The 14,739-nt window shown below is 42.1% G+C and carries 14 protein-coding genes; 10 read left to right on the forward strand and 4 right to left on the reverse strand.

All coding sequences use genetic code 11. The annotated features are described in order from the left end of the window. Nucleotides 1-14 precede the first annotated feature (14 nt). On the reverse strand, nucleotides 15-1,526 hold the full coding sequence (locus NI389_RS17640) for a DUF3612 domain-containing protein (protein ID WP_308362711.1): 1,512 nt from the start codon (nucleotides 1,524-1,526) through the stop codon (nucleotides 15-17). 127 nt (nucleotides 1,527-1,653) lie between these two features. On the opposite strand from NI389_RS17640, the gene NI389_RS17645 reads away from it, so the two are divergent. From NI389_RS17645 to NI389_RS17690, 10 genes are all read left to right on the forward strand, one after another. Then, the gene (locus NI389_RS17645) at nucleotides 1,654-2,142 is read left to right on the forward strand and encodes a malate synthase (protein ID WP_308362712.1); all 489 of its coding nucleotides are present in this window, start codon (nucleotides 1,654-1,656) and stop codon (nucleotides 2,140-2,142) included. A 133-nt stretch (nucleotides 2,143-2,275) separates the two neighbouring features. Continuing rightward, nucleotides 2,276-2,593 carry a hypothetical protein gene (locus tag NI389_RS17650; protein ID WP_308362713.1) on the forward strand — a complete coding sequence of 106 codons (318 nt, stop codon included), beginning with the start codon at nucleotides 2,276-2,278 and terminating at the stop codon, nucleotides 2,591-2,593. A 151-nt stretch (nucleotides 2,594-2,744) separates the two neighbouring features. Then, nucleotides 2,745-3,464 (forward strand): substrate-binding periplasmic protein, encoded by a 720-nt coding sequence (locus tag NI389_RS17655; protein ID WP_308362714.1) that lies wholly within the window; start codon nucleotides 2,745-2,747, stop codon nucleotides 3,462-3,464. Between the two features lie 236 nt (nucleotides 3,465-3,700). After that, nucleotides 3,701-4,558 (forward strand): hypothetical protein, encoded by an 858-nt coding sequence (locus NI389_RS17660; RefSeq protein WP_308362715.1) that lies wholly within the window; start codon nucleotides 3,701-3,703, stop codon nucleotides 4,556-4,558. 9 nt (nucleotides 4,559-4,567) lie between these two features. Continuing rightward, nucleotides 4,568-5,665, forward strand: a complete 1,098-nt coding sequence (locus tag NI389_RS17665) for a DUF4785 domain-containing protein (protein ID WP_308362716.1) — start codon at nucleotides 4,568-4,570, stop codon at nucleotides 5,663-5,665. 163 nt (nucleotides 5,666-5,828) lie between these two features. Beyond that, complete coding sequence (locus tag NI389_RS17670; RefSeq protein WP_308362717.1) at nucleotides 5,829-6,878, forward strand: linear amide C-N hydrolase; 1,050 nt, start codon at nucleotides 5,829-5,831, stop codon at nucleotides 6,876-6,878. A gap of 670 nt (nucleotides 6,879-7,548) precedes the next feature. After that, nucleotides 7,549-7,902, forward strand: coding sequence for a hypothetical protein (locus NI389_RS17675; RefSeq protein WP_308362718.1), 354 nt, complete (start codon nucleotides 7,549-7,551; stop codon nucleotides 7,900-7,902). A 450-nt stretch (nucleotides 7,903-8,352) separates the two neighbouring features. Beyond that, the gene (locus NI389_RS17680; RefSeq protein ID WP_308362719.1) at nucleotides 8,353-9,333 is read left to right on the forward strand and encodes a Gfo/Idh/MocA family protein; all 981 of its coding nucleotides are present in this window, start codon (nucleotides 8,353-8,355) and stop codon (nucleotides 9,331-9,333) included. Between the two features lie 472 nt (nucleotides 9,334-9,805). Then, nucleotides 9,806-10,240 carry a hypothetical protein gene (locus NI389_RS17685; protein ID WP_308362720.1) on the forward strand — a complete coding sequence of 145 codons (435 nt, stop codon included), beginning with the start codon at nucleotides 9,806-9,808 and terminating at the stop codon, nucleotides 10,238-10,240. A gap of 276 nt (nucleotides 10,241-10,516) precedes the next feature. Then, a complete protein-coding gene (locus NI389_RS17690; RefSeq protein WP_308362721.1) occupies nucleotides 10,517-12,670 on the forward strand; it encodes a cation:dicarboxylate symporter family transporter in 2,154 nt (717 codons plus the stop codon). A gap of 64 nt (nucleotides 12,671-12,734) precedes the next feature. Here the strand turns inward: NI389_RS17690 and NI389_RS17695 are convergent, their stop codons facing one another. The 3 genes from NI389_RS17695 to NI389_RS17705 are packed head-to-tail and all read right to left on the reverse strand — an operon-like array spanning nucleotide 12,735 to nucleotide 14,730. After that, a complete protein-coding gene (locus tag NI389_RS17695) occupies nucleotides 12,735-13,130 on the reverse strand; it encodes a DUF1294 domain-containing protein (protein WP_308362722.1) in 396 nt (131 codons plus the stop codon). 7 nt (nucleotides 13,131-13,137) lie between these two features. Continuing rightward, a complete protein-coding gene (locus NI389_RS17700; protein ID WP_308362724.1) occupies nucleotides 13,138-13,665 on the reverse strand; it encodes an isochorismatase family protein in 528 nt (175 codons plus the stop codon). Between the two features lie 30 nt (nucleotides 13,666-13,695). Continuing rightward, a complete protein-coding gene (locus tag NI389_RS17705; RefSeq protein WP_308362725.1) occupies nucleotides 13,696-14,730 on the reverse strand; it encodes a DUF2955 domain-containing protein in 1,035 nt (344 codons plus the stop codon). Between the last annotated feature and the right edge of the window lie 9 nt (nucleotides 14,731-14,739).

Genomic DNA, 14,739 nt, shown 5'->3' on the forward strand with positions numbered 1-14,739 from the left:
CTTCTTCCCCCTGTTCATCCCTCACATTGACCTGCTTCATAACAGGTTGGTTTCCTTGGGCAACTACTTCCACGCGTGCATATCACTCGCACATCACTTTCAAGTCCTTTTTCAATCCAGTTGATGTTTAAAATTTTAGCGACGCGTTCCAATTGTTTTGCTAGTGCGTATGGTACTTGGCTGCTACCACCGTGTTGAATACAGAGCTGCTGTAACTCACCGACAACACTATCAGCATCCAACCCTTGTGCCGCAATCGCAGGATTTAAATCAATGCCCGCACATAAGATATGAGGTTGTTCGGCTAAATCGGTAATACTCACCGATTCACAGCAATAAAGGCGAGGTTTGTTGTTCACGTTCAGTATGGAAAGTTGTGAGGTAGCGGCTTGATTCGTCGAGGCAAACTTCCTAAATACGGCCCAATGCTGACATGGGTCAGGCACTTCGCGCATGTTGCCCCATGGCAACGGAATACCATTACCCCGGTACACCGCTTTAAGTTTTCCTGGCTGATACGCATCAAAGTAATGCCAATGCGGGTAAGGCGACACCACGGTCATTCGGCGCATCGCTACCGACGCTGAAATCCCCAACTTTTCATGTACACCGATATCATAGCCATGCCGCTCTAATACCTGCCGATAGGGGACTTTGGGACACAGTAATGCGCCTGCAAAAAAGCTCGATTCGAAGTCTCGCCACGCGTTTAGAATATCTTGCGCATTTGGTTCATGGTGATCTTCTTGGTCGGTTTCTATCCCAAGACCCCCTGTGGTCAATACGCACTGAACACCATCACTGTGGTGCAGTACGCCATGCCCAATATGTACAGCAATATCGTACTTTAGCCTTGCTGGAAACGCTTTCAATTTCTCGTTGATAAAGACTTGGTTTGGCGGAACAAAATAAGACGTTACAACACTACCAGGTTTTATGACTATGCCGTCCAACCTTACCTCGTCGTTTGAAAACCATCGATATTGATAGCCCTGTTGCTTCAAAAGCACAAGCAACGACTCGGGTAGCAAATAAAGATCTTTTCCTCCAATTTCTTCGGCTGCACGCTCCAAATCGGGGAAATGATTTTGATGATGCTCTTGATGGGCACGAATGAGAAGGTGTGCAAATTGGCGGCCGCTTATTCCTGCTTGCGAAAGCATCTCAGGAATAGCAATTTGCAAAATATCTTTTGAAAAAAGAAAGTTTGGCTCAAGTGCCATGCCACTAATCCCACCCGAATTCCCTTTCGTTGGGATGATTTCTGTCGGTTCAGGCTCGTTATCTAAAAACCATTCGACGGGCTTTTGAAAAACGGTTGATAGATTTTCGAGCATATTCATACTTGGCGTACGTTTACCCTGCTCAATCATTGACAGGTAAGATACTGAAGGTGCACTAGATGGGTCGATGCGAATGCATCGAGCCGACAGATCTTCCAGTGTTAAGTGATTACGCTTCCGTAAGTTACGAACCTTTGTGCCGAGAAAATGCGACTTTCGGATCAAACTGGGTTCTTTTTTCATTGCACACCCTGTGTGAAATTTCACCATTTTGTAAAATTTACAATGTGAAATTCTTTTTGTGAAATTTTCTGCCTGAATATTCTACATTCATCTTAACAACAAAATTCATGTAGCTAAGGTGAGCAAAATGACAACACATACCCAGTTAAAATCGGACTTACACCACTTACTGTCAACCAATGATCAACTGACTCTCGCGAAACAATATTTGGACGATCACTGTCCATTAGAATTTGGTTCTCATCAACATGTTGCGCACTACGTGGTTTACTACCGCCATCTTTTAGCATTCTTTACAGACGGAACACATTGCGGACTGGAAAATAGCGCGCAATTTGTCGCCCTTTGTGGACATAAAGAGCAACCGGATACGTTACTACTAAAAAAACAAGATGGATTGCATGTTGAATTAACCATAAACCGTAAGGGTCGACTTGGCGAACAAGACCTTGCCCACCTTGACGATGTGCAAGTTGAAACACCACTTGCTGCGATGCAAAATTCGGAACGCCAGCGCATTTGGCTAAGCTTTGTGAATGGCGCTCAAACACTCAATTCAGCCTACACTGGTTGCAAATGCTTTACTGCAAAAGACGGTTCAGACTATGTACTTTAATTCTCCGTGAGCTAGGTAAACACGCGCCTAGCTCTTTTTTGAATGATTTATTCCAAACAGACCAAAATAGTAGTTAATTTTTAACCGTCAAAGCACTACACTGTACCAAGTGTTAGTCCAAATTAATTGATACATGCCGAACACAAAATTAACCATACAACTTCGCCTTGAACCTGGATGCATGGGCCCCGATGGTAAGTTGCACATTGAAGCATTTTGCGCACAACAAAACCAATCTCCTTGGAATACGCCTTTCGCGACATTACTTGTGGTTCCTCGTTTTGACAAATCGTTACCGGAGTGGGAGTATCTTCACAAAGAAAAGCGCTTAACGGAAAAGCAAATTGAGGCTGTTTTGTCTTCATTTAAAGTAAATCAGCAGACCTTGGAAGAAGAGATTGAGCACATGATTGCTGATGCCGTTGGCGATTATATGGAAGGTAAGTTTTAAAATTATGAATCAAAACTCGTAACGTCTAAATTACAATCACTCAAAAAGCTTGGCAAAAATTCATTCTATTTTGCACGAACCTGAGTTTCTGAGCCGTGTTTCTAATTTCGTCTGCTACACTGAAATAACCTCATAAACCATTTGCTTGCTCATGCATAAATTTTTGGTTGCTCCTCTCATTTACCTATTCTCCGCTTGTGCATACGCAACCGATATGACGGCAGTGACGGAGCATTTGCCTCCCTACCAAATAGTAAAAAATGGCGAAGTAATTGGCGGCAGTTCATATGAATTTATGGAATCCGTGTTCAGAGAAGCTAATATACTTCACCACACCTTAGCGTTGCCTTGGGCTCGCGCTTACAAAATGGCGAATGAAAACAAAAACACGGTTATTTATTCGTTATTTAGAACGAGCAAACGGGAAAGCAACTTTCATTGGATTGGTCCTCTCGGGGCTATCCCATTTTATGTTTATACCTCAAGCGACGGGTCGATTGTCGACTTGGTAAACAATAATCTTGATGATTACCTAGCCGTTGCGGTACGAGACAGCGCCGAGGCCGACCTGTTGAAGCAAAAGGGGTTTCAGGAGTCTCGAAATCTGATTATTGTGAAGGATTATCTCGCTGTTTGGACCATGCTCAAGTTAAAAAGAGCTGATTTCACCATTGCACATAAGCCCTATCAGGGAATTATTGAAGAAGCACATCTAAAAGAAGAAGATTTCAAAACACTTGAAACCATTTCTTTGTCCATGCCGTTGTACGTGGCGGCGAGTTTGAGTACAGACCTTGAACTCGTTCAACGTTTGAGAAAAGCATACCAAGTCAAACGACCACTGCTAGGTGACATGCCCCCTGTGTTATAGCAAAGTTTACAGACTGATTTCCCTGTCGAAAGCCGCGATTTAAGTCTCGACTTCACGTATTCCAACACATCTTTAATGCCCTTTAGTGTGCCATTCACATTTATGTGACCAAACTCGCATCACAACGTTATTATTTTGTGAATATTATTTGACAGACTGGTTAAATAAAGTACAGTTTATTTCGAGGTCACACCTCGCACCTCATACCAGTTATGACAACAATATAGGAACACAAGATGAAGAGATTGAGCCAATGTACGGCATTGCTGATTGGGCTATTTAGCACCACTGCACTTTGCAATACGGGACTGGCGTTTGTTCACGGTACGGGCAAACAAACTGATGCACTTAATGACTATTGGACAAAAGAATTTGTCAACTCAGTACGTTCTGGACTGCCCAATAGCGCACTTTATACGGTGGTAAACTGTGATTTTGAACAATACATGTGGGATGACGGCGCGGCTGGCTGTTTAGCACAGCAATTGACCCAGTTCATAAACCAAAACGCTATCACAAATTTAAAAATTATCACGCATTCCAACGGGGGCAATGTCGTCAGATGGATTCTCTCTAATCCAACCTCTGACGCTCGTTATCCGTCAATCATCAATAAAACGACACACATTATTGCACTAGCCCCATCAAGTGGTGGCACGCCACTTGCGGATGCCGTTATTGCAGGAAACTCATTTGAACAAACATTAGGTTGGATCTTAGGTTTTGGTAACAACGCCGTAAAACAACAACAAGTTGCTGACATGGCCTATTACAACGCGAATTGGCTGTATGGTACTGCAGGTCGTCCATCCCTCGGAAAAACATTTGAATCAGTTGTAGGCTCAGATGTGGATTCCGCAATTTGGGATGGCGATAGCTACTGCGCTGGCTACCAAAACCAAGTCGCGCTCGAATTTACCCAAAACTGGTTGGACAGCTGTTCTGATGGCTTTCTCAATTGCTCATCGCAGTCCGCCGCAGGCAGCGTTTGGTTCAAAGATAAACAAAAAACCAAGGGCAGTGAACCGCTAAGCCATCAACAAAGCCGCCGCGCTTGCTTCAATTTAGACAGCCTTGTCCGTGACCGCATTTAAGGAATAACTATGAAAATCAAGAAACTGCTCCAAGCTTTACCTGTGTTCGGCGCGCTTACAAGTATCGGAGTACTTGCGAACAACGGCTATGTTAATTTCCCTTATCCTACGGTAATTTCTGCAAATCCTTCGACTCATACCCAAACGCTTTCAAGCACAGAATACTGGGAAGTTGTTCGAGGAGATGAATTAAAAAAAGGCGTGCCCATCTCGTTTACAAGCAACAAAAGTGTTGTTTTATTGTCTCCTCAACATTCCCGCGATATGAGCCGACTCAAACGAGCTCCAGCAGTCGAAGAAAATGCAATTGAACTTCGTACGCTGCAAGGAAAAGCCACTCTATCAGCGACCTACAATCGCGATGAAATGAGTGGCTATGGGTTTGCCCCCGGAAGTGCTGCAGTACAAGCGAACAAACTTGCGGGCCAAAACGCAACGCTTAGACTTAATCAAAAAATCAGTGATGATGATCTGTATCTACTCCATGTTAAAGAGAGTGATTCTCCCTATCAACTGAATGTTGAAAGCGATGTATTGGTTGGCGAGGAAGCGCAACTTGCTTTACGCGCAGACGTCACCGGTGTGAAGAACATTAAATCAAAGTTAACGATTCAAGTTAACGCACCAGATGGCCAATCGATAGCGCACCACTTTACCAACGATAAAGTGGCATTTGATACGCCACTCGAGCACATAGGTGCGCGGGCTGGGTTGTACAATGTAGTCGTCCACAGCCATACGACTGTCGACGGGGTTGATGTCAAACGCAGTATTCGTTTGCCGTTCGTGCATCAACTTGAAAGCGCGTCAATTGATGCATTCGCGTTAACTGAACAAACGTCAAAATACGTTGACGCGGAGGTTTCGGTAAATGTCTTACAAAAAGGTCGCTACGGTGTTGTCGCGACGTTGATGGGTTACCGTGATGACAAACAAATCGCGCTTGCAACGTCGGAAGCCGCACAGGACTTTTCAACATCCGATACGTTGCCGATACGATTTACATTGCCAAATGGTGCTAAGGGTCCTTATCAAGTAAACATTCTTGAATTGAAAGACCAAACGCGCTTACAACGTTTTGTTCAAAAGGATTTAGAAACTCGATAAGTAAACTTCGCAGAGGTCACGTTGTGGCCTCTTTTACACCTTAAAACTCATCTGTAATTCTATGTAATAACCACTTTAATCGAATCGCCCTAGTATTTAATTCGGTACCGACGGCAATCTCAAACCGTCTCTAAAAGGAAATTCATCACTATCGAGGTCGATTATGTGTACACGCGTATTTAACAATATCAATTTTCAATATTTAACTACTGCTAGAAACATGGATTGGATGTATGTATTGCCAACCAGCTTATTTGTCTTTGAAAAAGGCTTAAAGAAAATAGGCGTTTCTTCAACCAAACCGGAAGAGCGCGCCAAAGCACTTAAATGGCAATCAAGCTACAGCAGTGTTGTTGCTATGGTAGGCGACGATTGCAATGGTTGGGCATCCTCTGATGGCATGAACGAAATGGGCCTTGTTGTAAATGCGTTATACGACACCAATGCTTCTTATGACGGTGTAAGCTCAAGTGGCTCTGCAAAACAACTGAGCGTGCTACGTTGGGTTCAGTATGTGCTAGACAACTTTGTATTTGTTAAAGACGTCGTAAAATCGTTTAGTGCAGGCGACATACAACTCATTGGTGATAAAGTACCACACAGTCAAGATAAATCCGCAACGGTCCATTTATCTCTATCCGATGCCACAGGCAACTCGGCCATTCTCGAAGTCTACAAAGGCAAATTTCATATCCACGAAAGTGCTAATTATAAAGTCATGACGAATGAACCTAATTATGATGCGCAACTCAAACTTGACGACTATTGGCAATGGCAATGGAGCGAAGAAAACCCACATCCAAGCCACACCATTCCGGGCGGAGCCTTTTCAACAGACCGATTTGAACGTGCGAGCTTCTATATAAATCATGTAAATGCTCCTGAAAGCGACTCTGAATCGATAGCTCAAGCTCGCACTGTCGCGGCAAGTGCATCGGTGCCTATTGGCTATAATTTTACAGACACCAAAAGCCCGAATATTTCGAACACCTTGTGGACAACCGTGGCAACACATAGAAGTCTGAAATACTTCTTCCAGAATTCGCAAACGCCTAACATTGTGTGGGTTGATCTAGAACGTTTCCAGTTTTTAACACCATCTTCCAAAGTGGATTTAATCACCTTAAATGATCAATCAAACGCTGTCGAAAGCCCTCTGCAAGGTGAAATAAACAATGCGTTTCAAACGGTTTGCGATCCGTATAAAGCATAACTGAATTAAAATAGTCAAATTTAACGTAAACGGCACGATTATCCTATTTTCACATCAGATAACAAAAGGGCCAAAGCGCCCTTTTTCAACTTAGCACCAACAAATTTATAAAATCACGCTGACGCTCTGTTATTCATGCTAAGATAAGCCATTTTATTAACTCGCAATAACGACGCGGCCTTTATAATGTAAATCTTCAAGAGAAACACTTTACAGAGAGACCTTTTGAATCACCGACAACTTCGTCCTATTCGCCTTGAACTTACAGTTGGTTATAAGCACTGATTATTGACATACAAAGGATGTTAAATCTATATTTTCTAATATTATTTAACATTAAAAAATCCACCCGCTTCTTTATTTTCCTGACATGATTTAGAATAACGTAACTTATAGCCACCACTTTAAGATAGGCCATAATAAAATAAAGAATAGTATTTAAGGTGTTACTCGATTTTTTGGTGACCATCAAAGGTTCAATAGGTCTCACCTCTCCAGAAAGAAGTAGCCTAAACGAAAGAATAGTAAAAAATATCCGATACCTTTTCGTTTTATGAGGATAAAAAATGAAAATAGCTCAAGTTACATTGTTATTTATAATAGTAGGTACAAGTTTGTTTTTTTTCAAGCGAAAAAGTCTTTATTTGGAGAAAATCACGAAGAATTTTATATGGACTTTATGAATAATCCGGACAGCTACAATGGAACCTTTGAAACCTATGGAACAGTAACGTCCGATTATAAAGCTATTGCGTTGGTTGATTTAAGCGACTGCTTGAAAATTGGAAATGGCGTACGTAAATTTTGGACATATGGCGGTAGAGATAAGAAACTCAGTTTAACGCTGACTTCCGAGAAATATCGTTATGAGTTATTGTTAACTTGGTCTCCAGAAAAAAAGAGGGCTGTTTTTACTGGTGAACATAAAATAGTTCTTGATTCAAATGAAACTATATATGTAACTGCAGAACTAAAGTATGGTGGTAAGTGCCTTCATGATTTTATGTTGAAAAATGCTCAATAGTATTTTAGTCTGTTTGGGAAAAAAAGTGGTGTTAATTTTTTGCCTTAATAAAATAAAAGAATGAGTGTGACAGCCACTTTGAATTTATCAAAACATGCCTAACAAGCAGTCAAATGAACCCGTATCGCTTCGATTTTCAAACTTTGCCAGTGGGTTTTGGTTGAAAGAGTACGTTGAATAAACGCTCCTTTTATTCCAAAGCATTGCATTTTCATGAAATTAAAATTCATTATTTACATGATTTTCATTTTTCTTGATAATGACCGTGAAAGGGCCTACGCACTCTCTTATTTTTTCCTACTCATTAAATACTCAGTGCGGACAACAGGAATGATAATGACACCGCTGTCTTTTTACTTACTGCCATTGTAGCTGTATTTTGTGGTGCATTCGACAAGCACGAAGAACGGTAACTACGTTCGGATATTTTAATAAATAAGGACTCAAAAGATGCAAGGTAACATTTTACGTTGGGGTGTGATCGGTTGCGGTAGCGTAACGGAAGTAAAAAGCGTACCAGCCTATCAGCAAACGGACGGATTTGAAATCTATGCCGTTATGCGGAGGAACCACGAACTCGCTCTTGACTATGCAAAACGCCACAATGTATCTCATGTCCACAAATCAGCTGAAGCGCTTATTTCTGATCCAAATATTGATGCGGTTTACATCGCTACACCACCAGATACTCATTTAGAGTATGCGCTGGCTGTCGCGGATGTCGGGAAAATTTGTTGTATAGAAAAGCCGTTGTCCCCCAGTTTTAAAGAAAGCCAACAGATCTGTGATGCATTTGAAAAAAGAAATATTCCGCTTTTTGTTGCCTACTACCGCCGTTCCCTCCCATTATTTAACGCGATAAAAGAGGTCATCGACACAGGAAAAATAGGCAAGGTTAGACATGTTGCTTGGCACTATTGTAGACCTGCCTCTGAACTCGACAGGTCAAAAGAATATAATTGGCGCACAGATAAAAGTATCGCAACGGGCGGCTATTTTGACGACCTTGCGAGTCATGGTTTGGACATCTTCGCGTACTTGTTCGGCGACTATTCTGATGCAAAAGGGATAGGCTGTAATCAGCTCGGACTGTATTCTTCTTACGATTCGGTTTCTGCAACTTGGCAACATGAATCTGGCGTAACTGGCACAGGGGTTTGGAATTTTGGCAGTTACACTCGAGTCGACGAAGTTGTTGTGTATGGAAGCGCGGGTGAACTTCGATTTTCCATTTTTAGAGACCAAGATGCGAAGATCATTACACCAAATGGCGTCGTTGAACTACAATACCCATACCCAAAACACATCCAAAAGTTTCATGTAGAAAATATCCATTCCGCACTTTTAAACAACAATACGCATCCGTCGACTGGCCTAACGGCACTTCATACTTCATGGGTTATGGATAAAATCTTGAATAAGATTGCCTAATAGATGGATATGCGGCTGCGCTCAATTATCGTGTCGTGGCCAGTTCTCAATTTCACGCAAATTGAATTGACCACAACAGCCTAACCATAACAACAACTGAATACTGAATTTCAATTCAGAGACGGTCGTAATTACGCTGCATATTTTAGAGTAACATTGTCATGTTACACTCTATCAAGTACACCCCTTTGAAAACCTAAATTACCCATTAACCCCGTTGTTTAGACAATAACATCACGTGCAGATTGCCCTGTTTTTATTATCCCTAATTATCTCAAAAGTATAAAAAACTCTCGACAAGTTCCACAATGCACCGCAAAACAATCGTAGAAACCTTCTTTTCTGAACGCTCAATTCAAGTAACAGCAAATTTCCGTAAATTAATTGTTTACATTTACTCCCTAAAATTAAACAATTGTACCTGTTATTGGGTTGCACCCTTAACACTCTAAATTCAATAAGGAAATTTTAAATGAAAAAATCTACGCTTTTACTAGCTCTTTCAATGACTGCAGCTTCTTTCGGATCTCTAGCACAATCATCTTTGGGCACTAGTATCACTGAACAACCTCGTCCGGGTGTTCCTCAGGCTCGCTGGACTTACGTTGACATTACAGACAGTTTCTCTCAAAACCAAGTTGCTAAGTTTAGCTACAATATCTCTAACTATTCAGTAAACTTCAACTGGACAACAAACGAAGGCGCTACTGGTGGGTGTCACATTTACTACGATGTGAACAAAGATGCGTCAACTAATTTTGATGATCAAACAGCTAAACGTCGTTACAACAACACACGTGACATCTTATTAAACCTTAAGCAAGGTGACCGCTTGTTCATTCAATCAGGGTTTTCTACAAACTCTGCACCATGTGAAGTGACTCTGGATCACAAAATCGGCCTGTAATTAATTACACTGCAACCGATTTTGGGTAAGCCAGTACCGTTACTGGCTTATTTCTATCAGAACGCTCGCTAGTATCTAGATGCTTACGCACGCTCCTTTAATCAGCCAGCATGGGCTTTTGTAAAATCACCAGTATTACCATTCAAATACCGGTTCGCAATATCGACTAGTTATTCATCATTTCATTTGTACATACTGACTACTTGCGATTACTCGATTCATCTTGTTTTAAGCTAAACTGAGTATAATCCCGCTCTTTTTTCTCAGTTTGTTCATATGTCTTCGTTTCTTGCGTTTTTTAAAAACATTAATTGGATGCTCTGGTCTTTGATCCTTGGTATCGCGGCCGGTTTACTTTTCGGTGAGCGAATGGCGGCTTTGCAGCCTCTCGGCACTGGCTTTGTGAAATTGATGCAAATCACCATTTTCCCCTATATTGTGGTCAGTCTTATTGTTGGCCTTGGTAAATTTAGCCAAGCACAAGTGAAACAAGTTCTTGGCAAAGCTACTTTGGTGATGTTTCTTCTTTGGACTATTGGGCTTGCTGCAATATGGGCCTTTTCACTCACGTTACCAAAACATGATGCAGGCACGTTTTTCTCTCCCGCCTTAGTCGCACCAGCACCTCAAATCGACTTTATTGCTCAGTACATTCCCGCCAATCCTTTTGCATCGATGGCTGAAGGAAACGTACCCGCCCTTGTGATTTTCTGTATCGCGCTCGGTATGGCACTTATTCCAAATCAAAGTAAACATGTTCTACTTGATGTTCTTGATGTGGTAGGTCAAGGACTCAGTGTCATTTCAAAGAAGATCATCGCTCTTTTCCCTGTCGGTATCTTTGCAATGACAGCCAGTACGGCTGGGACCATTAGCCAGGCTGAACTCGCTAACTTACAAGTTTACTGGGTAATGGTTATCTGTCTTGGGGTCTATTTAATGTTGGTGTTACTACCCATGTTGGTTGCAGCAATTACCCCTGTAAAATATCGCGACTTTATTTTTGTTTTACGCAACGCTTGGATCACCGCATTTAGTACAGGTAATGTGTTTATCGTGTTGCCCGTTATCACGGAAGGCATTAAAAGTCATTTGCGTAGAATCAAGCAAAGTGACGAAACATCGGATCATATTGCAGAAGTGTTGGTTCCAATTGCTTACACCTTCCCGAGTCTTGGAAAACTAACCACGCTGTTGTTTGTTACCTTTGCTGCGTGGTTAACCGGCAATCCTATTGGGGTTGAGCAAATTCCAAATATTACTTTAAGTGCAATGCTGAGCTATTTTGCCAACGTCCATATTGCCATACCCTATCTGCTCGATGTACTTAAAATCCCAGCAGATAGCTACCAACTCTATCTTTCTATGTCCGTCCTCAGTGCAAAAGTCGTCTCTCCAACTACGGTGGTATACATCTTCGCCTTCGTCTTCATGACTATTTTTTACGTACGCAAACAATTACACCTTAAACGCATTCGCTCTTTTTATTATGTCAGTTTATTAGTTGCTCTTTTGCCTGCATGTATGTTTGCCAGTTTTACTGTAAACCAATGGTTGGCAAAAAATACACAGGCCGCAGACGAAGTTATTGCCAATATGGTGGTTGCCGATACTGTGCCGGCAGCGGTATTGAATCACGTACCAAAATCGTATCAATTTGGCGATATGGCGCTAACCAATGTGGATGTCATCCAAAAGCGGGGCCTTTTACGCGTAGGGTATTTAACCGATAATGTCCCCTTTTCATACTTTAATCAAAAAGGTGAGTTGGTTGGATTTGACATCGCATTGGCACATAAACTCGCCGCAGATTTAGGTGTAAAGGTTGAGTTTATTCCGTTCAAAAAACCAGATTTGACGGAATACTTGAACAAAGGCTATTTCGACGTAGCAATGTCTGGTTTGGAGATAAACGTCAAAGATCTAACCAGAGTACGTTTCTCAAATCAAGTAATGACCTTACAACTCGCCCTCGTTGCAAAAGACCATGAATTAAAGCGATTTGCAAAGCGAGAGGATGTACTTAATCACACAGAGTTAAAACTAGCACATGTAGAATATGGGGCATTACTCAGTAAAATTAAAAACAGCTACCCGCAAGTCAAGCCGGTGAGTATCCCCAACATCAAAGCCTACTTTGATCATCCTGAAAAGTATGATGCGCTCGTAGTGAGTGCTGAAGCCGGATTTGCTTGGAGTATGTTCTATCCAGAATTTGGCGTCATTGTGCCAAAAGGTGCTGAACGTCATTACCCTATCGGACTTGCTGTTGCACGATACAATCAGGATTTGCTGAGTTACATCAATGGGTGGCTGGAAATTCAAAAAACCAATGGTACGGTTTCAAACACTTACAATTACTGGATCCTTGGTCAAAATAGCCAGATCAGAGTAAAGCGTTGGTCATTAATTGACGAATGGCATGAGTAGTCCATATCAACATTTGGAACCAGTAATCATCTTGAGTCCGATAGTGCATCGCACTCAAGATGCCCTAAAGCAATGGAAACTCAACAAGTTTGAAACAAACCAGACCGACCGTGAACAACGTTACAACTAACTGAGCGGCAAGTAGCTTTATATTAAACTTCAACGAAATCGATTTGTGTTTAAACAGCTTTCTCGCGACCAAAGAACCAATAAAAAGCCCAAATGAACTGACGGCCACGAGCATCCGCTCTGAGATACGGGCTTGAGGCTGGCTGGCTGCGCGGCGTTTATCGAGCCAAAACAAGGCAATAACAACAAGATTTGCCAGCATTAAATAGATTAAATATGGTTGCCAAACAGTTACACTTTTCAGCGTAAAAAACAACACAATCCACATTGTTGTAATTAGCTGCAACCCTTTGATTAATTTCAATGTCTTCGGATAGACTACGGCACTCAAAATAAACTCACTTAATCAATGCTAGAATGGATTTAAATTCAGGATGGCGACAGTTTTCCAACCACATAAAGGCGACGCTCTCCAACGGCAAAATCCAAGCGCCTAACGCTTGTAGTTGATTGAATGCTTGCAACCGATGCCCGTTGTCACGTGATGCCACGCCGTCACTTAACACACAAACGTTCTTCCCTTGCTCGAGCAGGGCTAACGCGGTTTGAAAGACACAAACGTGACTCTCTACTCCTCCCAGCACAAAGGTGTCTTTCGATTCGTCATTGAGCTTAGTTAAAATGTCCGGTACCGGTGCTGCAAAAGAATATTTCACTAACGTATTTTCATGTTGCAGCTTTTCTACGGTTTTACCCAAGCCCTCAGGATAGTGTTCAGTGACCAACCAAGGAATATCGAGCTTATCGGCTATTTGACCGGCTTTGAAAAGCGTGTGTGTTACCGCACTAAAATCAGGTATTGCCTTGGCCAATTTATCTTGCATATCAATAATCAGCAAAACACTTTTCTCTTGTTTTAGTATCATTACCGCATGCCCTTTTGCGCGTAATTCGTCCTAATTTACTTTAAATCGAGTTGCACTGAATTGATTCAAAATGCGATGGATAACATACACAACCATCAAAGTTGCTACAATGGCCACCAGCACACTAGACATTCGATACATTGCACTAAACACCAAATCGTTGTTCGGGGCCAAATATTGGCCAAACAAGATCCCTATCGTGGTGAGGCCTCCAAAACCAGTGCCTGAGCCCATTGATTCCTTGACATGCATATAGCTAAAAAACATCGCGCCAATCCACAGTAAAGGAACGACTAACAATAATATGTCCGACCACCCCCAGAGCAATAGCTGCACAGCTAGACCAAAACTCACCCCAAGTATCGTACCCATAGTTCGCTTTCTCGCGTAATTAAGCGCGCCATTCCAATTCATTGGAAACAGCAATAACACGGTTGTAGCTTGCGCAGACATAGAGTCGCTGAGATTCAATACTTGAAATACGATGAACGACAAGGTCGCTACTGTTGCTCCTAATAGCATTTCATGCCGGATCTGACTGGGTTGTTTTACCGCTGGTATAGGTGGAGCTATCCGCGTTTCCACATCAGGTAGTGCATAACCCATCAAATAGGCAATCACGACAGAAAGAACACCCGCAAGTAAATTACCAAACACCAGTTCATTCAAACCTGTGGACGGGTAACTCTGAAAGTGCAACATAATGCTTAAACTTATCACGCCTGTCGCGCCAAACAGGAAAAGCGGTCCTTTAGCCATACAATGGAATTTATAGGCAAAAAGCAAAAAAGCCGCGATCGTCATCAACACAGGGTGAGACGCAAGTGCACCTGCAAGAATGCCCACTTCCAGTGCGCACACAATGCCTGACGCGACGAGCTGTCGAGCTGCGTGTGCAGACATAACTGGGACTAAACCCAATAACAACATTGGCAAGACAGTAAAGAAGACGCCGAAATTCCAACCAAATATTTTACTCACCGTGAATCCAATCGATGCCCCACCTGCGATACGCAAACATTGGCGAATATCGTTCTGATTGATAGGATGAGTCCAAAGCTTCATTCTTTTACC

It is taken from the genome of Pseudoalteromonas xiamenensis (assembly GCF_030994125.1).
Taxonomy (GTDB): domain Bacteria; phylum Pseudomonadota; class Gammaproteobacteria; order Enterobacterales; family Alteromonadaceae; genus Pseudoalteromonas; species Pseudoalteromonas xiamenensis_B.

Bases quoted from the DNA above. Each gene is read 5' to 3' on its own strand.
- NI389_RS17640 (WP_308362711.1), bottom strand. From the start codon at position 1,526: ATGAAAAAAGAACCCAGTTTGATCCGAAAGTCGCATTTTCTCGGCACA.
- NI389_RS17645 (WP_308362712.1), top strand. From the start codon at position 1,654: ATGACAACACATACCCAGTTAAAATCGGACTTACACCACTTACTGTCA.
- NI389_RS17650 (WP_308362713.1), top strand. From the start codon at position 2,276: ATGCCGAACACAAAATTAACCATACAACTTCGCCTTGAACCTGGATGC.
- NI389_RS17655 (WP_308362714.1), top strand. From the start codon at position 2,745: ATGCATAAATTTTTGGTTGCTCCTCTCATTTACCTATTCTCCGCTTGT.
- NI389_RS17660 (WP_308362715.1), top strand. From the start codon at position 3,701: ATGAAGAGATTGAGCCAATGTACGGCATTGCTGATTGGGCTATTTAGC.
- NI389_RS17665 (WP_308362716.1), top strand. From the start codon at position 4,568: ATGAAAATCAAGAAACTGCTCCAAGCTTTACCTGTGTTCGGCGCGCTT.
- NI389_RS17670 (WP_308362717.1), top strand. From the start codon at position 5,829: ATGTGTACACGCGTATTTAACAATATCAATTTTCAATATTTAACTACT.
- NI389_RS17675 (WP_308362718.1), top strand. From the start codon at position 7,549: ATGGACTTTATGAATAATCCGGACAGCTACAATGGAACCTTTGAAACC.
- NI389_RS17680 (WP_308362719.1), top strand. From the start codon at position 8,353: ATGCAAGGTAACATTTTACGTTGGGGTGTGATCGGTTGCGGTAGCGTA.
- NI389_RS17685 (WP_308362720.1), top strand. From the start codon at position 9,806: ATGAAAAAATCTACGCTTTTACTAGCTCTTTCAATGACTGCAGCTTCT.
- NI389_RS17690 (WP_308362721.1), top strand. From the start codon at position 10,517: ATGTCTTCGTTTCTTGCGTTTTTTAAAAACATTAATTGGATGCTCTGG.
- NI389_RS17700 (WP_308362724.1), bottom strand. From the start codon at position 13,665: ATGATACTAAAACAAGAGAAAAGTGTTTTGCTGATTATTGATATGCAA.
- NI389_RS17705 (WP_308362725.1), bottom strand. From the start codon at position 14,730: ATGAAGCTTTGGACTCATCCTATCAATCAGAACGATATTCGCCAATGT.